The sequence below is a fragment of the Pantoea sp. SJZ147 genome, assembly GCF_007828605.1.
In the GTDB taxonomy this organism is placed as follows: Bacteria; Pseudomonadota; Gammaproteobacteria; order Enterobacterales; family Enterobacteriaceae; genus Pantoea; species Pantoea allii.
In genome coordinates this window covers 170585-193329 of sequence record NZ_VIVB01000005.1, presented here as the reverse complement: position 1 = coordinate 193329, position 22745 = coordinate 170585, and the positions used below count along the sequence as shown (strand labels likewise).

Here is a 22745-nt window from a genome sequence, read left to right as displayed (position 1 = left end):
AGCCATGTTAAATCATGCTGAAGTGGCGGTTAAATGCGCTCCGATTCCCCCGCATCCGGCTGAGCCACATTGTGCAGAACCATGGCGGCGGCACCGAATGCGACGGTATCCGTAGCGGAGATATCCGGCAGGCAGATTTCAGGTTGCACGACATGAGTGCCATTTAAGGTATCCAACGCGGAAAAATCGAGCCAGACAGCAAGCCGTTGACGCACGACCTGCGGCAGTGTGCCTCCAAGATAGATAGCCGCTGGCGCAAGGACAGCGTTTAGCATAAAGCCCAGGCGTGCGATTTCCGGGCCTGTGCGTTCAATCCACCCGTCGAGAACCGATACGTTTTCGCTCAGGAAACGGTGCCAGACGGCTTGTGAACGACCATCCGGTATCTGGCCGAGGTGATTTTTGCACCAGGCAGCAAGGTCAGTAAAAGAGGGCCGTGGTCTTTCGAGTGGAAGTAACAGGCCAATTTCGCCCGCATTGCCAAGATGACCGCGATAGCGTTGTTTGCCCAAAATAATGCCGCTGCCGATGCCTTCTGACAGATAGAGATAGACAAAGTCTTGATGATTAGCCGCATTACCGAGCGCCATCTCGCCCATTGCTGCAGCATTGGCATCATTTTCGATCAACACCGGACAGCCCAAAGCCTGCCGGATGGACTCATACAGCCCGGGTTCATCCCAGGAGGTCACTTCGGGGGCCAGATGGAGAGGCGCAACACCGCGTTGAAACCGTGTCGGCATGGCAATGCCTGCACCAATCAGTAAACGATGCGGTATGTGATTTCTCTCCAGCAGCGTTTTGTGACCCTCCTGCATCGCTGACCGAGCCTCGGCAAAGGTTTCATAGAGGCCGATCAGTTCAATTTCATCGACCAATTTGCCTTTGAAATCAAGCAGCATCAGCGTGATAGAAAAGCGGCTGGCATGAATCCCTATGGCATAACCGATTGCGGAATTAAGCGTAAGATCGATGTGCGGTGCGCCCCGGCCAGACGGACGACGAGCCCCTTCGACGACGATACCTCGCTTGATGAGATCGCGGGTCATCATGCTCACCGCCGCCGCTGTCACGCCACAACAATCGGCGATTTCAGCACGCGATGCAGAGTCGTTGCGACGAAGATAACGTAACACGGCAGACTGCGTTGTACCGATTCCTTCCCAATGCTTCGATGAAGTCAATTCATCTTCTCCCGGTCATTTTCACATGGTCATGAACTTGTCATTTAAATAAATTAACTTACTTAAATAATAGGCACAACGGGAATAAAAACCATGTCGAAAAAATTGACTGTCCTCGCCACCTTGGTGATTTCCGCGCTGTGTGGCGGCCTTGCCCACGCCGAAGAGATAACCATCAAACTCTCCACGCTCGCCGAGCGGAGTGCTCCCAACCGCATCACCAATATCGAAGATGCCGCCGACATCATGAACAAGCAATTTAAGGCTGCGGGTGTCGACAAGCATATTGTGGTTCAGGCCAACAGCAGTGCTGTCAAAGGCTGGGACGACTTTGCTATGGACATGCTGAAGGCAATGTCCGTCGGCCAGGGACCGGATATCTATGTGCTGCCCCATGAGTGGATCGGTCAGTTTGCTAAGGACGGTTATGCCATGCAAATGAACGATAAGATCGCCGCTGCACCGTGGGTTTATAGCGATATCCTGCCTGTGCTGTGGGAATCGGCGAAAGCAAAGGATGGAAAGATCTACGGCATACCGCAGGATGCTGAAATACGGATGTTTTTTTACAACAAAGATATGTTGAGAAAAATCGGCAAGGATGAAGCCTTTATTAACGCTATTCCGGCCAGGGTTGAGTCCGGTGATTTTACACTCGACGATCTGACCGCACTTGCCAAAGAAGTCGTGGACGGCAAAGCAGCCCAATATGGCATGCTGCACCGCCCGAACGTCGGTATTGATTATCTTATGGTCTTTCAGTCTTACGGCGTGAAATTCATGGATGAGAAGACCGGTAAACTCATGTTTCCCAAAGCTGAAATGGCCGACGCCCTTGGCTGGTATGCGCGTAATGCGAAGCAGGGTGTTACCCCTGTCGATAATACGGCGATGAGTTGGGATGCCATTCAGGGGGCATTCAAACAGGAGAAGGCATTTATCTTTCACCAGGGTGTCTGGGCGGTGGCCTGGCAGGTGGGGGACAAAAATGGGGCGGTCTGGCCGTCAGACAAAGAGGGTTATTTTCATAAGATAGGCTGGATTCCGGCCCCGGCGGCCAAAAAGGGCGGCCAGCCTTCAAACCTGTCGCATCCGCTTCTCTATACGGTGAATGCCAAAAGTAAAAATGCCGATATTGCTGCCGAACTCGTCGCACTGGCAACCTTACCCTATTTCAACAACGAGCATGCTGTAACCTCCTATCACACGGCCATCAGCAACGCGCAAACGGCGATGCCGAAATACCGGGATAACTGGGTGCTGTCAGCCGCCTCGCCAATGATGGCGCATGCGAAGTTCGTGCCCAATCACATTCAGTTTGGCAGCTATAACAAGGTGCTGTTCAGCGGTCTTCAGGCCGTTGAGACAGGGAAAATGACCGCAAAACAGGCGGTTGATTTTATCGCTGAAGAGCTTGAACTGCAGTTCGGCGACGATATTGAGATTCGCGCCTCTGTCGCCAACAAATAGTGTTTAGCCCGTCGGGTGTCGCGCTTAGTGTGATCGTTAATACTTAAGGAGATGAGGTCATGTCTCAGTTCCAGCCTCGGGCGCACCGGCCAGCCCGACCCGTTTTCTATCTCGCGCCCGCTATCGCGTTGTTGGTTGTCTTTTTCCTGGCGCCCATCATCGTCAATACTGTCATCGCCTTTACCGATATGGGCGCGGATCTTCGGGTCGGCCAATTTACACTGCAGAATTTCGAGCGGATCGTGTCACGCGATGCGCGCATTCCTGGCGTGCTCCTGACGACGCTGATCTACGTCACGGCGACATTGTTTATTTTCAATGTCGGGCTGGGTGCCCTGTTGGCCATAACGTCGACGGCCATCCCCGACAGACTCGGTAATCTGTTTCGCGGTCTCTGGCTGTTGCCACGCATGTCACCGGCCGTACTCTACAGTATTCTGTGGATATGGGTTGCCGATCCCACGCCGTCCGGTTTGCTTAATCAGGTAACCGGGTCTTTAGGCCTGCCGCCTGTGAATTTGCGCAATGATTTCCCCTTGTTTCTGATCGTCGTGGCGAATGGGTTGGTGGGAGCATCCTTTGCCATGGTCATTCTGACGTCATCAATTCGCTCCATCCCTTCACATCTCGCCAATGCGGCGCGGATAGACGGGGCGAGCGAATGGGGCGTGCTGCGTTATGTGGTGGCCCCCGCGCTGTCTCAGCCCATTCGATTTATCACGATCTATCAGGGCCTCTCCCTGATGACCACCTACGAATACATTTTGCTCATCACCGGAGGCGGCCCTGTCTACGATTCCACGCCGTATGCGCTCTATATCTACCGTCGTGCCTTTGAAAATGGGGCTTACGCCTATGGCGCGGCGCTGGCGCTTGGTTTGATGGTGATTGGCGTGGCCGCGACCTTAGTGCAATGGCGTGTTAGCAATATGCGCGCGACCTTTGCCGCGCCGAAAATCGAGGTATTGTGATGTCACGCGTACAAACCACAGCGGTTGCCCAATCGAAATGGGCGCGTCTTGAACGTCGAGGCACCGTCAATCGTGTCGGCTTCCTGTCTGCGGTCATTCTCTTCCTGACGATTATTTCGGTCCCGATTCTGCTGCCTTACCTCTGGCTCCTGGCAAAATCCCTGACCACCTCTGATGAGTCCGTCAGCCGGCTTGTGCTTTGGCGTACCAGCGCCATTGCGGGCGTGGCTTATTTCGGGGCGATCGTGCTTGCCTTTCTGGCAGATCGCCTGCGCAGACCGATATTGTCCTGGACTGCGCTCGGTATGATTGTGCTGCTCCTCGTGATGATTTTCCTGATGCCCCATATGACAGTGCACAACTACCGTTTTCTGTGGAACCGGGATATTGCGAATACCGGCACAACGCGCGTGGAGCTGATGCCGTCGGCCTGGACGGCACTGGGTAGCTCCCTGATCTTTGCCGTCTCCCAAACACTGATTGTGACGATCGTCGCGACGCCAGCAGCCTACGCGTTATCGCGCTTTGCCTTTGCCGGTCGGGAAAATTTCCTTCGCGGTTTGCTTCTGTTACATGCTTTTCCCGCGCTGGCCCTGACCATCGCTATCTTCATCCAGCTTCACTATATGGGCCTGCTCAACCATCTCTCCGGCGTGGTGATGGTGATGAGTGCGCTGGAGCTGCCCTACGCGATTTTCGTCCTTAAGGGTTTTTTTGACGGCGTGCCCTGGGATATTGAGATGAGTGCGGTGACAGATGGCGCGACCCGCTTCCAGGCCTTTCGCCTGGTGGTTCTGCCACAGGTGCGTAGCGGGCTGATTGCGATTGCTACCTTTACCTTTTTGCGCGGTTGGGAGGAGTACGTTTTTGTCCAGACGCTACTTATCGACAAAAGCCAGATGACCATGAGCCTCTACCTTTTCTTTGTTGCACAGGATAATACGGGCGCAGATTACGGCATGATCGCCGCCGTCGGCATCATCTACTTACTTCCCGTGCTTGTTCTCTACACCTTCACGCAGAAATACATCACCCAAATGAGTTTTGGCGGTATTAAGGGATAATTGTCATGGCCTCGATCACGCTCAACAATGTCACCAAAAACTGGGGTGAGACCCAGGTCCTGAAACCGATGAATCTTGCCATTGAGAACGGCGAATTCGTTGCCATTCTTGGCCCATCCGGATGCGGTAAGTCGACGACGCTGTTTCTTCTGGCGGGGCTTTATGCGCCGAGCAGCGGTGAGATCGCGTTTGACGGGCACAATGTCAATCGCATCGATGCCCGCGATCGTAATGTCGGTATCGTCTTCCAGTCTTATGCGCTTTACCCAAACCTGACGGTACGCGACAACATCGCCTTTCCGTTACGTTTTAAAAAAATCGATAAGGACCAAATGGCCCGGCGCGTGGAAGAGGCGGCTACTCTTGTGCAAATAAGCGCGCTGCTCGATCGACGCCCATCGCAGCTTTCAGGTGGGCAGCAACAACGCGTGGCGCTGGCCCGGGCGCTGGTGAAGGAACCGAATATCCTGTTACTTGACGAGCCGCTTTCTAACCTTGACGCAACACTCCGTATCACCATGCGCACGGAGCTCAAGAATCTTCAGAAACGCCTCGGCTTCACCACCTTGATCGTCACCCATGACCAGTTGGAAGCCATCACGATGGCCGATCGGATCATTTGTATGAATCACGGCGAGATAGTCCAGATCGGCACGCCAGACGACCTTTACAGGCGTCCGGACGATCTCTTTGTTGCAGGATTCATCGGCTCACCGCCCATGAACCTTGTGAAGGGACAGGCACTTGGCCGTTTTCTGCAATTAGGACAATCATCCTTTGAACTGAATCACGGATACGATGGCCCCGTTTGTTTCGGTCTGCGTCCAGAGGATATCAACCTGGTTGCCGCCGATCATGCGCTTCTCTGTGGTGACGTTATCACCGTTGAGCCGATGGGACGTGAAGTTTTCTACACGATTGACACGCCAGCCGGCATTCTCCGCGCGCTGGAATATGGTGAAGCGGTGCGTCATGCGACCGGTTCCCGGATCGGTATCGCATGTCAACCCGAACTGACCCTTATCTTCAATGCTTCTGGTAAACGCATCGTCGATCTTCATGCCAACCTCTCCGTATTCTGCCACCCCAGCAAACATGTTTATGCTGGCTAGCTAACAGGAAAATACGTTAATGACCCGAGTCGTATCACACCGTGGTGCCAACCATTTTGCACCAGAGAATACCTTCTTTTCCACAGACCTGGCGCTTGAACAGGGGGCCGATTACATTGAGCTGGACGTGCGAGAGAGCGCAGACGGTGTGCTCTACGTTATCCATGACGAGACCCTGGATCGCACGACGAACGGCACGGGCCTCGTTGGCCATGCCTTGTCGCGCGATATTGATACACTGGATGCAGGAAGCTGGTTCGACGACCGCTTTAAAGGTGCCATTGTGCCGCGGCTTGATGACTACCTTGAACATCTGCGCGGTCGCGCGGGTGTCTATATTGAGCTGAAATACTGCGATCCGCTCAAAGTGGCTGCGTTAGTACGGGATCTCGGTATGGTGCGCGACACGTTCTTCTTTTCGTTTTCCGACGCGATGCGCACTGGCCTTCAGGCTGTGGCACCGGAGTTTCGCAAAATGATGACCCTCGATATCGCCATGTCTCCCTCTCTTGTTGCACCCCTGCATCATGGATCTATCATCGAGGTGAACGTTGAGCAGATGCGTAATCCCGGAATTCTTGAATCAAGCCGTAAGGCTGGCCTTGAGATCATGGTTTATTACGGTGGTGACGACATAAAGGTTCATCAGGAAATAGCGTCTGCGGGGGTAGATTATATCAACCTCAACCGCCCGGATATTTTCAGCACCACACGGCGTTAGTTTGCTGGGGCCCGCTGCCAAACGATACTAATCGCTCGCGTCACCAATGTGATTTGCACGATTTTATCAGGGGATGGATGGGAAGTTTTAAAATATTACCTTAATCTGGCTCATCACTATTGAGCAGGCAATGTTACCGAATTCTGTCTGTCGATGATGCCATTCAGTTTATCGATGCGTTCAGATCGCTGAAAAGTGAGTTGCGCCGCTCCCTGCATATTGCCGCCTGGACGGTTGTTGTTCCCGATCGTCCAGGCACCTGGTGCCTGAGATTTACCTGTCACAGGCACTGGCATGAAAAAGGTGGAGAGCCCAGTGGTGATCGTTACTCTCCTTCAATAAAAATAAATAACCCCCAGGTTAACGAAAAGAGAATTATGAAGGTATGACCATGTCTTCATATTTTCCCGAGCGCAGTCGCATCCTGATTATTATTTTTGTTAAAACTAAAATTAAATGTTTTACATTGTGGTCGGAATTTCTCGGGATTCAATCCCTAAGCTAAATTGATCACTTACTGAACACCCTTGTCCCATGCGGCATGAAAAGGTTATTAATTAAAGGTCATATAAATCAAAAAGATGATATAAAAATGTTAAGCCTGATTATTGTAACGTTTTGTTACACTTTTTCATTTACTGTCATGTGTTTAACCTTCTTACACTCTGTCCGTTGGCGTTTATCCGAATGTTTTCCATCGCAGATAAACGCTCAACAATACAGTGTCGACATGCTGGTGAATGGAATGCACCCGCTTTTGATTCCGGGTTTTTATTCTCGTCGGATGACGTGAACCGGGACGTTGTTCTTGCTGGGTTTGCTTTTCTTATTAATTTCTCGCTGGCATTGACCGTTTCTATAACGCAATAGAACAGGGACAGCCATGTCTAATTCTTCCTATCAGTCCGAAATTCCGAAAGCACGTATTAATCTAAAACTTGAACTGCATACCGGTGGCGCGAGCAAGAAAACAGAGCTCCCCCTGAAATTACTGGTTGCGGGTGATTTCAGTCATGGCAAGGAGACCGCACCGTTATCCGAGCGAAAAAAAGTTAATCTGAACAAAAATAATTTCGACGCCGTACTTTCCGAATATTCCCCAGAAGTCAATCTTACCGTTCAAAACACGCTTGCCGGTGACGGTAGCGAAGAAAATATCCGTCTGACATTTCAGAGCATGAAAGATTTCTCTCCGGAACAGGTGTCCCGACAAATACCTCAACTGAAAGCCATGCTTTCCATGCGCAATTTGCTTCGTGATTTAAAGGCCAACCTGCTGGACAACCAGACTTTCCGAAAAGAGCTGGAAAACATTCTGCTCGATCCGGCATTAAGTGCCGAACTTCGGTCTGAGCTGTCTGCTCTGGCCCCGAAACAGCCCTAACGGTCAGAGTGTTTTGACGGATTAATAACGGATTAATAAGGAAGATGTTGATGTCTGTAAAAAATGAGAAGGCTGCGGGTGGCGAAAGCGTGGTACTGGAACGCCCAGCCGCGGGTGGGGTTTATGCGTCCCTGTTTGAAAAAATCAATCTGAACCCGGTGTCTGAGCTGAGCGCACTGGATATCTGGCAGGATGCACAGGCGATGTCGGATGCAACGGCGGATGAACGTCTGACCGCCGGCATGCAGGTGTTTCTGGAATGCCTGACAAAATCTGGCTCAAAAGTTGAGAAACTCGACAGAAACCTGATTGACCATCATATCGCCGAACTGGATCACCAGATCAGCCGTCAGCTTGATGCCGTCATGCATCACGATGCTTTTCAGGCGGTGGAAAGTCTGTGGCGCGGCGTGAAATCCCTGGTCGATAAAACCGATTTCCGCCAGAACGTGAAAGTTGAACTGCTGGATATGTCGAAAGAAGACCTGCGTCAGGACTTTGAAGACAGCCCGGAAATTATCCAGAGCGGACTGTATAAACACACTTACATTGATGAATATGACACGCCGGGTGGCGAACCCATTGCCGCGCTGATCTCCGCCTACGAATTTGATGCCTCTGCACAGGATGTGGCCCTGTTGCGCAATATTTCGAAAGTCTCTGCCGCAGCACATATGCCGTTTATCGGCTCCGCAGGTCCGAAATTTTTCCTCAAGGACGCCATGGAAGAGGTGGCGGCCATCAAGGATATCGGCAACTACTTTGACCGCGCGGAATACATCAAGTGGAAATCCTTCCGCGAAACTGATGATTCCCGCTATATCGGTCTGGTGATGCCGCGTGTACTGGGCCGTCTGCCGTATGGCCCGGATACCACGCCGGTCCGCAGCTTCAACTATGTCGAAGAGGTGAAAGGCCCGGATCACAACAAATATCTGTGGACCAACGCCTCGTTTGCCTTTGCCGCGAATATGGTACGCAGCTTTATCAACAACGGCTGGTGCGTCCAGATTCGTGGCCCACAGGCGGGCGGTGCCGTTCAGGACCTGCCTATCCATCTGTACGATCTGGGCACCGGTAATCAGGTGAAGATCCCGTCTGAAGTGATGATCCCGGAAACCCGCGAATTTGAATTCGCCAACCTGGGTTTCATTCCGCTGTCGTACTACAAAAACCGCGACTACGCGTGCTTCTTCTCGGCGAACTCCACCCAGAAACCGGCGCTGTACGATACAGCGGATGCGACCGCCAACAGCCGTATCAATGCCCGTCTGCCTTACATCTTCCTGCTGTCACGCATCGCCCATTATCTGAAACTGATCCAGCGTGAAAATATCGGTACGACCAAAGACCGTCGTCTGCTGGAGCTTGAGCTGAACACCTGGGTTCGCAGTCTGGTCACGGAGATGACCGATCCGGGCGATGAGCTGCAGGCGTCTCACCCGCTGCGTGACGCGAAAGTGGTGGTGGAAGACATCGAAGACAATCCGGGCTTCTTCCGCGTGAAACTCTTCGCGGTGCCGCATTTCCAGGTAGAAGGCATGGACGTCAACCTGTCACTGGTTTCCCAGATGCCGAAGGCGAAATCGTAACGAAAGGCAGGAAGCCGATGAAAACGGAACAACCGTTATGGGGCAGGGGCATTATGATCTCTCCCCAGCACTTCCAGCAACAGGTCGCGTATGCGGCCTGGTCTGCCGAAGGTATCGCCCGAATGGGATTATCACAGCCCTGGGGCGTGATCAATGTCGCTTTTGAACCGGAAACACTGAAACTGGGCCGCCTGCAGGCCAGCCATCTGCACATCCGCTTTCCGGACGGGACGCTTATCGACACGGATAATGCTGACGACCTGCCACCGGTACTGGCGCTTGAGGGGGAATCACAGGAGGTCGTGGTGGTTCTGGCACTTCCGCTGCTGCGGGCGAATGGCGGTAACTGCCTTAAACCTGATGAAGTGGCCGAGCGTCCTGTGCGTTATCGCCAGCGCTGGCGGGATGTCCGCAATACGTTCGGAGACGATATCCGCCAGATTGCGGTGATGCAACCCGAGCTGACGCTGCGGTTTAGCCATCAGAACAACAGCGATTACCTGACCTGTCCGGTCGCGCGCCTGCAGCAGGATTCGCAAGGATTGTGGCAACGTGATGAGACGTTTCTGCCCCCCCTTCTGACCATTCAGGGCAGCCACTGGCTGCTGACCCAGTTGGAGCAGCTGATGACCCAGTTGCGTGCCCGACTGAGTCGTCTGATGGCAATGCGTCGTGAAAGCAATGAGCGGATGGCCGATTTTGCCGTGGCCGACGTGTCCCTTTTCTGGCTGCTGAATGCCCTGAATAGCGCCGAGCCGGTGCTAGGACAGTTTCAGCGCCACCCGCAAAGCCCGCCTGAGCGCCTGTATCTGGAGCTGGCACGACTCGCTGGCAGCCTGCTGACTTTCTCGCTGGAGCACCAGGTGAGTGCAATCCCGGTCTGGCAGCATGAGCAACTGAATCACGTCTTCCCGCCGTTGTTTGATTTACTGGGCGATCTGCTGGAAGCCAGCCTGCCGTCGCGGGTGGTGGCGATTGCGCTTGAGCATGATGCCCGACTTCACGTCTGGCAGGCCCGGCTGCACGATCCACGTTTGCGTGAAGGGGCGGATTACTATCTGTCCGTGCGTTCACCGATTCCGGTGGCACAGTTGCAGGAACAGTTCCCGCGCCAGTGTAAGGTCGGCAGTCCCGATCATGTCAGGAGTATCGTCAATTCATCGCGGGTGGGCGTACCTCTGACGCCACTGCGTCATGTGCCTGCCGCCATTCCACTGCGTCTGGAAAACCAGTATTTCAGCCTTGATGTCTCTCATCCTCTGGCCAACGACATGCTCCAGAGCGGCACCTGTATGTTTTATGTTCCAGGCATGCTCGGCGAGCCTGAACTTGAACTCTTTGCGGTACTAAGAACATGAGTGAGGGTAAACGCGGCGCTGCCGCGTCCATTGATATTGATGCCCTGCTGCAGGATACCTGGCTACAGGTGGTCAGCCTGCGTCACGGCCCGAAATTTCAGGATGGAGAAGGGCGTACGCTGTGGGAGCGTTGCATCGCTGATGTCGAGCGTGTGCAGCGTGAGCTGAAAGCGAGCGAACTTGATGAAGCCAGCTGTCAGCACATCCTCACTGCACAGTGTGCGTTGCTTGATGAGGCGGTCAAAGGTCGCGGTGTGGAGGATGACGCCTGTGTACAGTGGTATCACATTCCTCTGCAGGGGCACTTCCTCGGCACCATGGACGCCGGTGATACGCTGTGCGATCGGATGCGCGAAGTGCTGCGTGAACCGGCGCCTGACCATGCTGTCGTGACCTGCTTCCAGCGAGTCATGATGCTGGGATTCCTCGGCAGTTTCCGCTCTCTAAACGACCCTGAGCGCCAGAAACTCGTTAACGCACTCAGTGAATATGTCACACCGTTCAGCTATCCACAAAACCATCCGGTACTGGCGGAAAGCCATATCGGACGAGGAATGGGCGGCGTGCTGGCGTCATGGCCCGTGCGTATCGGCCTGAGCGTGGTGGTGGTTGCCGCACTCTGGTGGGGACTGGATCACTGGCTGGATCAGATGCTGCTGACTCTGTTGCCGGGGGCCGTGAAATGAGTCCTGCACAACAGCGTGGGCTTGCGCTGTGGGCCGCCGTGCTGAGCGCGGCGGTATGTCTGAGTTTTTTACCGGTATCCAGATGGGGATCTGTACTTGTCCTGCTGGCGATGCTGGGGCTTATCCTGGCGTTCTGGACTGTCGCCAGTCGTCGCGCGGAGCACAACGTTACCCTGCCTCTGGATGATCTTCCGGAAGCCACTTACCGTCAGCCCGTTGTGCTGGTGTGTGGCGATCTGCCGCTGGCCTGGCCGCAGCCGTCACCGGTGCTCACTGTCACGCAGGGATGCTGGATTCGCGTGGCGGATGGTCAGGATCTTGAGCAGGTAGCCCGTAAAGTACTGTGGCTGCGTCCTGACTGGGGACGTCAGCTGTCGGTGATGGTCAGCGTCTGTCCGCAGAAACACGCAGACAGCGAAGCCCTGACCTGTTGCCTGCTGGCCCTGCGCTGGCAAATCAGCCAACTGCGTAAAGAGACCGGCCATGCAGTGCCGCTGATTCTGAATGGTCAGATCGGCAGCGCGATGACGACTAACCCGCTCTGGCAGGCGGCTATCCCGGGAGAAGGGGTGAGAGTCTGGCGCGAATCTTCAGCACCGGCCTCAATCGCGGCATGGGTCACTACCGGCGGAACGCCTGCGATGCAGCAGCAGGTGCTGATGAACAGCCTGATGAGCTGGTTCCATCAGCATGTCAAAGCTGTCTTTATGGATGAAAACCCCGATGTTCCTGTCATGGCACCTACTGCGGTGCTGTGGGGAATGGGGCCGATTCTGGTCGGAAGCCTGGCCACATCGGCCTGGACGGCATGGCTTTCCCGTCACACTGGGATGCAGCAGGTGAAGGGCTGGCAGCCGGTGGGAACCGACAGCACGGTTATTTCCCCGTTCCCGGATTTTATCCTGCCGCTGCTGCCAGAAGGGCAAGGACTGACGCCACGTGGGAGAGCCTTCCGTTGGGCGCTCGGAATGTTCACTGTGGCGGCGATTGCTTCGTTGCTCAGCAGTGGCTGGAACAATCGCCAGCTATTGCAACGCGTAAGCTTCGATATTGCCCGCTATGACCGTATCCCGATGCATGATGTCGCACCCAAAGCCGCTGCCGTTGCTGTCCTGCGTAACGATGCGGCAGAACTGGATAGCTGGGCGCGCAATGGTGAGCCGATCCGAATGAGCCTCGGTCTGTATCGGGGCGAGCGCCTGCGAATGCCCGTGTTGGATGCGATCCGTTCGTATGTGCCGCCGCCCCAGCCGTCTGGACCACAGCCATCCGCACCACAGCCGACACCCAAATCTGAACCAAAAATCGTGCGCCTCAACAGCATGTCGCTGTTCGATTCGGGGAAATCGGCGCTGAAAGCCGGGTCCACCAAATGGCTTGTGAACTCGCTGGTCGGCATCAAAGCGAAGCCGGGCTGGCTGATTGTTGTGTCCGGCCATACCGATAACAGCGGTAACCCGAAGATCAACCAAACACTGTCACTGAAACGTGCCGAAGCGGTGCGCGACTGGATGCGTGACACCGGCGACGTGCCGGAAAGCTGTTTTGCGGTGCAGGGCTATGGCGAAAGTCGTCCTGTTGCAACGAATGACACGCTGGAGGGCCGGGCGCTCAACCGCCGTGTCGAAATCAGTCTGGTACCACAGGCCAATGCCTGCCAGGTACCGGGCCACACCCAGGCGTCATCTCAGGATGATGGCGCATCACTACACAATGGAGAGTAATTCCATGGCAATTCCTGTTTATCTCTGGCTGAAAGACGACGGCGGCGCGGACATTAAAGGGTCTGTGGACGTTCAGGATCGTGAAGGCAGCATCGAAGTGGTGGCTCAGGAGCATAACCTGTATATCCCGACCGATAACAACACCGGCAAGCTGACCGGTACCCGCATTCACACCCCGTTCCTGTTCACCAAGGAGATCGACTCCTCCAGCCCGTACCTGTACAAGGCGGTGACCACTGGCCAGACTCTCAAGTCTGCAGAATTCAGGTGGTACAAAATCAACGACGCGGGCCAGGAAGTGGAGTACTTCAACACCAAACTTGAGAACGTAAAAGTGGTGAAAGTGAACCCTGTGATGCACGACATCAAGGATCCTGCTTACGAGAAACACAACCACCTTGAGCGCATTGAACTGCGTTACGAAAAAATCACCTGGACCTACAAAGACGGCAACATCATTCATTCCGATTCGTGGAACGAACGCGCCACGGCGTAAGCCTGATGCGGACAGGGAGACTTGTCCGCAGTTTTTCTGAGTGCCTGCCCGGCGGGTACTGAGCAAAACATCCTACAACCGAGAAATCTGACCTGATGCGCTTAGGTTCCAGACCACAGGAAAAGCGATGGGCGGTAGCGTGCCTGAAGGTCTTCAGAGAGCGAGTTTAAAAACATGGAAAACCCGGCAATCCTTCTTCGACGTCTCAACCCTTACTGCGCCCGCGCGATGGAAGGGGCTGCCTCTCTGTGTCAGACCCGCGCCCATGCAGAAATTCTGCCGGAGCACTGGCTGCTGAAGTTGCTCGAACAGGGGGAAGGTGACCTGACGGTGCTGGCCCGCCGTTACGAGTGGGACATGGACAGCATCTGGCAGGATTTACTCGGCTGGCTGGATAAACAGCCGCGATCAGTGCGCCACCGACCGCAGCTCTCCGATAATATCCAGTCGCTGATGCAGGAAGCCTGGCTGATTGCCTCGCTTAACGGTGAAGAACAGATCCGAAGTCACCACCTGCTAATGGCGCTGGTTGAAAAACAGAATTTGGTACGCTGTGACGGTCTGTGGCCGCTGCTGACACTGGGGCAAAGCCAGCTTGAACGCCTGCGTCCGCTGCTGGACGCACAGTCAGACGAACGCCCGCAAGTGCAGCAGGAAGCCGAACTGGCACAGATCCATGGCGGGGAGGTTGAATTTGTGGTTCGCCCGGCTGGCGAGGACGTGAAGGAAGGCGAACTGAACCCAGCGTTACAGAACGCACTGGATAAATTCACTCTCGACGTCACTGCCAAAGCCAGAGAGGGCAAAATCGATCCGGTCTTTGGGCGTGATACGGAAATCCGCCAGATGGTGGATATTCTCTCCCGCCGCCGCAAGAACAACCCGATCCTGGTGGGTGAACCAGGCGTAGGGAAAACCGCACTGGTCGAAGGCCTGGCGCTGCGTATTGCCGAGGGCAACGTACCGGAATCGCTCAAACCGGTTATCGTGCGCACCCTTGACCTCGGCCTGCTGCAGGCAGGCGCAGGCGTGAAAGGCGAGTTTGAACAGCGTCTGAAAAACGTCATTGATGCCGTGCAGCAGTCACCAGTGCCGATCCTGCTGTTTATCGACGAAGCCCACACCATTATCGGTGCCGGTAACCAGGCCGGTGGCGCGGATGCCGCCAACCTGCTGAAACCTGCGCTGGCGCGTGGCGAATTGCGCACCATTGCCGCGACAACCTGGTCCGAATACAAGCAGTACTTCGAACGCGATGCCGCGCTGGAGCGCCGCTTTCAGAGGGTGAAAGTGGATGAGCCGGACGATGAAACGGCATGTCTGATGCTGCGTGGCCTGAAATCCCGCTATGCCGAACACCACAACGTGCACATCACCGACGATGCGGTGCGTGCTGCCGTTACGCTTTCCCGACGTTACTTAACAGGCCGCCAGTTGCCGGACAAGGCGGTGGATTTACTTGATACCGCGAGCGCCCGTGTGCGCATGAGCCTGGACACTGTACCGGAACAGCTGATCCGCATTCGCTCGCAGATGACGTCGCTCGACATAGAGAAGCAGGCGTTGCTGGAGGATATTGTCGTTGGTCATCAGAGCCACGGTGAACGGCTGACGGCGATTGAGCAGGAAGAAGCGCACCTGATGGCGGAACTCGGGAAGCTGGAAACCCGGTATGTTGAGGAGCTGAAACTCACTGAACAACTGATGGAATGCCGCCAGGACACTTCCCGTCAGAGCGAGATGTACAGGCTGCAACAGGCGCTGAACGGCATGCAGCACAGTAACCCGTTGTTGACGGTGGATGTGGACGTGCGCACCGTAGCGAATGTCATCGCCGACTGGACCGGCGTGCCATTGTCGTCGCTGATGAAAGACGAACAGACTGAACTGCTGGCCCTGGAAAATGAAATCGGTAAACGCGTGGTCGGGCAGGACGTGGCGCTCGCAGCCATCGCCCGGCGCCTGCGCGCTGCGAAGACCGGGCTGACGTCCGAAAACGGTCCACAGGGCGTATTCCTGCTGGTCGGCCCGAGCGGGGTCGGTAAAACCGAAACCGCGCTGGCGCTGTCAGACGTGCTGTACGGCGGTGAAAAATCGCTGATCACCATCAACCTGTCGGAGTATCAGGAGCCGCATACCGTTTCCCAACTGAAAGGCTCACCGCCGGGCTATGTTGGCTACGGCCAGGGCGGCATTCTCACCGAAGCGGTACGCAAACGCCCGTACAGCGTGGTGCTGCTGGATGAAGTAGAAAAAGCCCACCGTGACGTGATGAACCTGTTCTATCAGGTGTTCGATCGTGGCTTTATGCGTGACGGCGAAGGCCGGGAAATCGACTTCCGCAACACGGTCATTCTGATGACCTCGAACCTCGGCAGCGACCACCTGATGCAGCTGCTCGACGAACAGCCGGAGGCCAGCGAAGGCGATCTTCACGAGCTGCTGCGTCCGATGCTGCGCGATCACTTCCAGCCGGCACTGCTGGCCCGCTTCCAGACCGTGATTTACCGTCCGCTGGCGGAAGCGGCCATGCGTACCATCGTGGAAATGAAACTGGCTCAGGTCAGCAAACGCTTACATCGTCACTACGGGTTAACCACGCACATCGACGAAACACTTTATGACGCACTGACCGCCGCCTGTCTGCTGCCGGACACCGGGGCGCGTAACGTCGACAGCCTGCTGAATCAGCAGATTCTGCCGGTACTGAGCCAGCAGTTGCTGACCCATATGGCGGCGAAGCAGAAACCACGCAAACTGGCGCTCGGCTGGAGCGATGAAGAAGGTGTCTCACTGGAGTTCAACCGGACTGAAGGAGTGGCCATATGAGCAACAATCCCCCCATAAGATTCAGTCACAACCACCACCGGCTTTCGGTGAAGGGATGTGGCGCAGAGCTTGATGTGCTGGCTTTTGAAGGCGATGAAGCCTTAAGCAGACCGTTCCGCTACCGGATTGAATTCACCTGTACAGACCATGCCATCAGCAAAGAGATGATGCTGATGAAGCCCGGCTCCCTGACGCTGGAGGCCCCGGCTGACACGGGGGTCGGTAGTAAAGTGCAGCAGCCGCTGCGGGTGATTCAGGGCGTGGTGACCGGCTTTGAGCGCCTCAGCACTTCTAAAGAGGAAACCCGCTATGCCCTGACGCTCCGGCCGCGCTTGGCGCTGCTTGACCGTTCGCACCAGAACGCCATCTACCAGGACATGTCGGTGCCGCAGATTGTGGAAAAAATCCTGCGCGGGCGCCACAACATGCGCGGCCAGGATTTTCTGTTCTCGCTCTCAAAAGAGTACCCGCGCCGTGAGCAGGTGATGCAGTACGGTGAGGACGACCTGCGCTTCATCACCCGCCTGCTGGGCGAGGTCGGTATCTGGTTCCGCTTCACCACCGACACGCGCCTGAACATCGACGTGGTGGAGTTCTGCGACGGTCAGCAGGGCTATGAGAAAGGCCTGACGCTGCCGTCGGTGCCGCCGTCAGGGCAGCACTCGCAGGGCGTGGATTCGGTGTGGGGGATGGAGAGTCATCACAGCGTGGTGCAGAAGCAGGTCAGCACCCGGGACTACAACTACCGTCAGGCCACAGAGGATATGAATACTCAGGTTGACGTCACCCGGGGGGACGCGACCACGTACGGGGAAGCGTACCACTATGCTGACAATTATCTGATGCCGGGCAGCGCGTATGAGCGTAATCCGGCACCCGAGTCCGGTGCGTTTTATGCCCGCATCCGGCATGAGCGCTACCTGAACGGCCAGACGCAGACTCATGCCATCACCAGCTGCCCGATCCTCTCTCCGGGGCAGGTGCTGAAAGTCACCGGCGGTTATGAAGTGGCGGAGGTGTTTGCGCAGGGCGTGGTCATCACGGCGATGCACAGCCAGGCGCGGCGGGATGAAGACTTTCGCGTGCATTTTGAGGGCATCCCGGACAGCACGGATTTTTGCTTCCGCCCGGAGCCGGGCTCACGCCCGGTGATGGCCGGCACCGTACCGGCGCGCGTCACCAGCACCACCGAAAACGACACCTATGGCCACATCGATAAAGACGGCCGCTACCGGGTGAACATGCTGTTCGACCGCGATAACTGGGAAACCGGGTTCGAGAGCCTGTGGGTACGCCAGTCCCGCCAGTATGCCGGGGATACCTACGGCCTGCACCTGCCGCTGCTGGCGGGCACGGAGGTGGCGATTGGCTTTGAGGACGGCAACCCGGACCGGCCGTATATCGCAGGCGTGCTGCACGACTCGACCCACGGTGACCACGTGACCATCCGCAACTACAAACGTAACGTGCTGCGCACCCCTGCGAACAACAAAATCCGCCTCGATGACGAGCGCGGTAAAGAGCACATCAAGATTTCCACCGAATACGGCGGCAAGAGCCAGCTGAATCTCGGACATTTAGTGGATGCTGAGAAGCAGAAGCGCGGTGAGGGTTTTGAGCTGCGGACGGATAAGTGGGGAGCCATCCGGGCACACAAAGGGATGTTCATCAGCGCTGATGGCCAGACGAAAGCACAGGGCCAGGTGCTGGAGATGGAGGCGGCGGTCAGCAATCTGGGTGATGCCCGGGAGCAGATGACGTCCATCTCCGGTGACGCGCAGAAGGCGACCGCGAACCCGGCCGATCTCCAGGCGCAAATCACACTGCTGGAACAGCAGGTTACGGACCTCAAAAAATCAGTGCTGCTGCTCAGCGCGCCGGATGGAATGGCACTGACCAGCGGACAACATCTGCAGGTTTCTGCCGGGCAGAACCTGATAGCTACGGCCGGTAGAAGTGCCGACGTCAGCGTGGTGAAAAATCTGTTCATCGGGGTGGGTAATGCCCTGAGCGTGTTTGTTCGTAAGCTGGGGATCAAGCTCATCGCGAACCAGGGGCCGGTGCAGGTACAGGCGCAGAATGACCTGATGGCACTGCTTGCTCGTAAGGAAATTAGTATCGTCAGTACTGAAGATGAAATCAAAATCATCGCGAAGAAGAAGCTGACGGTAAACGGCGGCGGGAGCTATATCACTCTGGATGTTAATGCCATTGAGTCGGCGACGGCTGGTGAGTACAGAACAAGGGCCGGGTATTACGTCAGGCGGGAAAAAGCGCAGCATAAGCCTGATATTTCGCCTTTATCCAATGCTATCGACGACGGCAGCCACAATATTCGCTATTTGTGTGCTGATGATAATGGAGTTCCAATGTTGAATACGCCTTACAGGGCATTTTTGGCTGATGGCTCAGTGCTGGAGGGGGTCAGTGATGGTGAGGGGTATACGAAGCTGTTTACTTCTGCGCAGACTCAGGATGTTTTTTTGCATATGATGCCGGGAGTTATCAATGCCTAAGTATAAGATATATACAAAAATTGAATCAAATGTACCAGTATCCGATCTTTTTTATGACCTTGATGTCTATAAAACTGATGGCAATAATAAAAAACATGTTCTGCTGTCAGTAGCACAACAACCGATAGACCCTGGTTATTATACTCAGCCTCATGATACAAATGAGACTGATGATGATTTGTCAGTGATCTACATTATAGAAATTAATTTGTACCGCAAGCACGGTGGTAAGCTGATTTCGGTGCTTTCATCCCCGGCGAAGAAAATGTATACACTGGGTGAAATAGCTTCCGGGGCAGCATATTCAAAAAATAAGCGAGAAAATATCTGCTATTTTGAGACTAAAGCGCAGACAAAACCCTTAAATGATAACGGTGATGAAAATATTCATAGAGTCCAGATAACCTGCCTCGGAAGGGCATTTATAGCAAAAGAATATCCTGTCGGTAGTACTGATGATCCTTTCGATAGAAAGAAGATAGAAAATCAGATTGTATCGAGAATGAACCGCAGTAATTATCCTAATCAAGGTTGGACGAGTTTGTGTGGACCCGCAGCATTTTTTTATTGTTTGCAGATGGACAGGCCGGATGTTTATAAACAAGCAGCTATCGAACTTTGGTTGCATGGGAAAACTAAAATAGGCACTTTGGAGATCTCACCTGGAGACGGGTGTAGGCATCCTAAAGGAATTTTTTATGATGACTACGGTAGAGAAGCAGTATCAGGTCTGGATTGGATCACATTGGCTAGCCTGAGGGATTCTGAAAATTCAATTATGAGTTACGATGAAGTGGATGATCAGGTTGCTGGTATTACAATGTGGGGGAAGTTAACGGAATGGTTCGAAAAGGCCGGTTATGAGAAAGTATTCGATAATATAAGTCTCTCGCATGCAAATGTGAACGATATTATAAGTCTGAATAACTATATTAGTAGCGGGCACAAAGTTGTAAGCTTAATCTCTGCTGGAATGTTATCAGATTTTCCTGGGGACAGTTCATCGAAGAATCATTGGATAGTCTGGGATAGTCAAGTTAGGTGTAATGGTGGCAGAATAATATCTGCAAGCACATCCGTTTTAGACACGGTGGATTTAACCTTGTTTTCGTGGGGAAAAGTTAAAAATCAGTTAAAGAATAATGCAAGTCTGAGTGTTTTCATGAAACATACATTTGGAGGGTTGGTTTTTAGGCCAATAAAGTAATTTATGTGCCGTAGATTAATACTTCTTTCATTTATTTTATTGATTGTATCATGTACCTCACCTCAAATTGGCTTCACTCCATTTTGGGAAATATTACCTGATGCAAGGGTAGGTGTGCCTTATAATCAAGAGATTATTATAGGAACTAACTTGGAGGATAACCCAGAGTTCCTAACGGCAGAGAATACTAAAGTAGATATTTACCCTGCTGATATAGGACTGCAGGTGCTTTCTAATAAAAAAAGAAGGGATGGGTTACCTGTATACAATTTTCTTTCCATTTCAGGTGTGCCATCAGAATCAGGAACTGTTAAAGTTTCAATTTCTGGTTTTACATATGGTTCTATGTATACCAAAAGCGGTAAATTTAATAAAACCTATTCACTGAAGGTTAAATAGCCTTGGATAAATATATACAACATTATTTCAAAACTCGTTGATACGAATGGTGACTCATCGTCAAAGAATCACTGGATTGTTTGGGATGACCCGGAATACAAGAAGAAAAATGCAGCCGGCATGAAGAAAAAACCACCAAAAATTGAGAACCCTCAGAAAGTGACAGAGAGTGCATATAACTGTATTGATACGGGTGGTTTTTTTATAGCCTGTTTCAAATCTAAAGTTCTCAAAATTATGGATGAGGACAAGTTTGGGAAATCTGATGATGACAGCATTGTTTTGAAAGTAACTAAAGGTATAAATGGTGCAGATAAAGGGATTGCAGAAAGAAAAATAGCCACTAAAAAAGCAAAAGAGATTATTGATGATGAAGTTTAAAAAAAATTTATTTTTGTTCATGATGTTTGGTGCTACTGCTTTTAGTTCTTGGGCGGGATATTACAACACAATTAATACTGATGGCGTAATTATTCATTTTGATAAGGATAAAGCTGGATATGTAAGTGTCCACGATGAGAAATTAAATACGGATTACTCATGCAAAATTGAAAATTGGAATGATTCATTACTCTCTGGTGCTGGAGGTATTTCTCTAACTAGTGATCATGTAGGCGTGCTTATAGCATCAGGAAATAAATATCTTGATCTTAAGGAGCTTATAGGTTGTAAAGGACAGTCAATCCGCATTCATTCTATTCCATATTTTAACAATGCAATTTCTTCTATTATAGATGTGAATTTTGAGAAGGAATTAGTTCTGGCATTGGTTGTGATTGATGCTCACTTTAGATCATGTCAGGCGATAGTCTCTAGGTTTAATGGAAATAGAAACCTTTTGTCTGGCAAGGGTTTTTGGAGTGATTACCCATCTAGGTCAGATGAAAATAGCTTGTTTTATCTTAGTGGTTCAATATATCTAGGGGGAATATCTTTCAATGGAAAATATGTTGCACCAAACGATTTGGATTGTGCTGCTGATTCATTTCCAGGTGTGTGGGATATAGCTAAGAAAATGAAGGTTGTATTCCCAGAAGATAAAGATGATACTGTGATTGACAGTAAATGCAAAAAGCTTTTTTCAGGTGATAAAACCTTGGATGAGTTAGGAGGGAAGCTTATCAAGCCGAATTGATGATTTTTTGATTATAGTTTATTTGTCCTTTCCCCTGCTGACAAAAAGTTCAAAGAGATAAAGCCTGCATGCGGCGATGACTTTGTTAACGTACGGATTGAAGGTCATGATTTGATTAATATGATTTATGACAATAAAACTTCAAAGTCATGTTTCATCCCCCTCTAAAGTCTTAAATAACTGCTTTCGATATGTAAGCGTGCGATATAGAGTTGAAAACATTTAATTGAAAAAGCATATCAATGGTCGAAGCCTGAAGGAAAATAAAATTTCATAGTCATTAAAACATCCCTGAAAGGATTTACGCACAGGACGTAATGTTAGTAAAAAGTTTACATGTCATTCATTATCGGTTTCAGTTCTTTCTCTATGGCTTCTGTTCTTGCTGTTAACGCAGGATTTGTATCTGCAACGTGAACCCTGTCATCTGGTTCAAGTGCCAACATTTTTTCTTCATCCAGTTTTGATGCATGCAATATGCATTTTAGTGATTTTAAATACCCTGCATTGTCTGATGATGAGTACTTAGAAAAAGAATAACCAATATCGGAGTGGACTTGTCTGTATTCTGATGAAGCATTTTAATCGATGTGTGATGTACAGCAAGTGAACAGCAAGAGGGACAGTGTTAGTGGCGTCGATAATAAGATTGTGTATGATTAAAAAGATAATATACGGAAATCCATTCCGGATGCTACATATGTGAAAAATGGGAAAGTAAATCATCTATCTTTATTACAGGTTAAAAGAAAAGATGTATCTGTTTTTATGGCTATTGATATTATGGCGAAACTTAAAGATGGAATGTTAGGTTAGGGTGTTTTTTTGATACATAAAAATAATGCCCTATGTGGTTCTGGTATTAATTCTTTGGATGGTAAATGTGAAGATCTACCT

Annotated in this window: 18 protein-coding genes; 17 read left to right on the top strand and 1 reads right to left on the bottom strand. The window is 52.4% G+C overall.

Features of this window, described 5'->3' with window-relative positions:
* Positions 1-29: 29 nt before the first annotated feature.
* Positions 30-1184: an ROK family transcriptional regulator gene (locus tag FBY13_RS09485; protein ID WP_145394033.1), complete on the bottom strand. Its 1155-nt coding sequence runs from the start codon at positions 1182-1184 to the stop codon at positions 30-32.
* A gap of 93 nt (positions 1185-1277) precedes the next feature.
* Here FBY13_RS09485 and FBY13_RS09480 point away from each other — a divergent pair, with 93 nt between their 5' ends.
* The 17 genes from FBY13_RS09480 (at position 1278) to FBY13_RS09400 (ending at position 21848) form a co-directional block, all read left to right on the top strand.
* A complete protein-coding gene (locus FBY13_RS09480; protein ID WP_145394032.1) occupies positions 1278-2654 on the top strand; it encodes an ABC transporter substrate-binding protein in 1377 nt (458 codons plus the stop codon).
* Positions 2655-2713: 59 nt separating this feature from the next.
* Complete coding sequence (locus FBY13_RS09475) at positions 2714-3625, top strand: carbohydrate ABC transporter permease (RefSeq protein WP_096012896.1); 912 nt, start codon at positions 2714-2716, stop codon at positions 3623-3625.
* Positions 3625-4689 (top strand): carbohydrate ABC transporter permease, encoded by a 1065-nt coding sequence (locus FBY13_RS09470; RefSeq protein ID WP_145394031.1) that lies wholly within the window; start codon positions 3625-3627, stop codon positions 4687-4689. Before FBY13_RS09475 ends, FBY13_RS09470 begins: the two co-directional genes overlap by 1 nt.
* Positions 4690-4694: 5 nt before the next feature.
* Positions 4695-5801: an ABC transporter ATP-binding protein gene (locus FBY13_RS09465; protein ID WP_145394030.1), complete on the top strand. Its 1107-nt coding sequence runs from the start codon at positions 4695-4697 to the stop codon at positions 5799-5801.
* A gap of 19 nt (positions 5802-5820) precedes the next feature.
* Entirely contained in the window at positions 5821-6522 is a 702-nt protein-coding gene (gene ugpQ / locus FBY13_RS09460; RefSeq protein ID WP_145394029.1) for a glycerophosphodiester phosphodiesterase, read from the top strand.
* A gap of 883 nt (positions 6523-7405) precedes the next feature.
* Entirely contained in the window at positions 7406-7906 is a 501-nt protein-coding gene (tssB, locus tag FBY13_RS09455) for a type VI secretion system contractile sheath small subunit (protein WP_063880421.1), read from the top strand.
* A 44-nt stretch (positions 7907-7950) separates the two neighbouring features.
* The gene (gene tssC, locus FBY13_RS09450) at positions 7951-9498 is read left to right on the top strand and encodes a type VI secretion system contractile sheath large subunit (RefSeq protein ID WP_063880420.1); all 1548 of its coding nucleotides are present in this window, start codon (positions 7951-7953) and stop codon (positions 9496-9498) included.
* Positions 9499-9515: 17 nt separating this feature from the next.
* The gene (gene tssK, locus FBY13_RS09445; RefSeq protein WP_063880419.1) at positions 9516-10856 is read left to right on the top strand and encodes a type VI secretion system baseplate subunit TssK; all 1341 of its coding nucleotides are present in this window, start codon (positions 9516-9518) and stop codon (positions 10854-10856) included.
* Entirely contained in the window at positions 10853-11542 is a 690-nt protein-coding gene (gene tssL, locus FBY13_RS09440; protein ID WP_063880418.1) for a type VI secretion system protein TssL, short form, read from the top strand. Before tssK ends, tssL begins: the two co-directional genes overlap by 4 nt.
* A complete protein-coding gene (locus FBY13_RS09435) occupies positions 11539-13266 on the top strand; it encodes an OmpA family protein (RefSeq protein WP_145394028.1) in 1728 nt (575 codons plus the stop codon). Before tssL ends, FBY13_RS09435 begins: the two co-directional genes overlap by 4 nt.
* A 4-nt stretch (positions 13267-13270) precedes the next feature.
* The gene (hcp, locus tag FBY13_RS09430; RefSeq protein WP_145394027.1) at positions 13271-13762 is read left to right on the top strand and encodes a type VI secretion system effector Hcp; all 492 of its coding nucleotides are present in this window, start codon (positions 13271-13273) and stop codon (positions 13760-13762) included.
* A 174-nt stretch (positions 13763-13936) separates the two neighbouring features.
* Positions 13937-16591, top strand: coding sequence for a type VI secretion system ATPase TssH (tssH, locus tag FBY13_RS09425; protein WP_145394026.1), 2655 nt, complete (start codon positions 13937-13939; stop codon positions 16589-16591).
* Positions 16588-19107: a type VI secretion system Vgr family protein gene (locus FBY13_RS09420; RefSeq protein ID WP_145394025.1), complete on the top strand. Its 2520-nt coding sequence runs from the start codon at positions 16588-16590 to the stop codon at positions 19105-19107. Before tssH ends, FBY13_RS09420 begins: the two co-directional genes overlap by 4 nt.
* Positions 19100-20314, top strand: a complete 1215-nt coding sequence (locus FBY13_RS09415; protein WP_145394024.1) for a hypothetical protein — start codon at positions 19100-19102, stop codon at positions 20312-20314. Before FBY13_RS09420 ends, FBY13_RS09415 begins: the two co-directional genes overlap by 8 nt.
* Positions 20315-20317: 3 nt before the next feature.
* A complete protein-coding gene (locus tag FBY13_RS09410; RefSeq protein WP_145394023.1) occupies positions 20318-20713 on the top strand; it encodes a DNA cytosine methyltransferase in 396 nt (131 codons plus the stop codon).
* 120 nt (positions 20714-20833) lie between these two features.
* Positions 20834-21094, top strand: a complete 261-nt coding sequence (locus FBY13_RS09405; protein WP_063880413.1) for a hypothetical protein — start codon at positions 20834-20836, stop codon at positions 21092-21094.
* On the top strand, positions 21081-21848 hold the full coding sequence (locus FBY13_RS09400; RefSeq protein ID WP_145394022.1) for a hypothetical protein: 768 nt from the start codon (positions 21081-21083) through the stop codon (positions 21846-21848). Before FBY13_RS09405 ends, FBY13_RS09400 begins: the two co-directional genes overlap by 14 nt.
* The last annotated feature ends 897 nt before the right edge of the window (positions 21849-22745 follow it).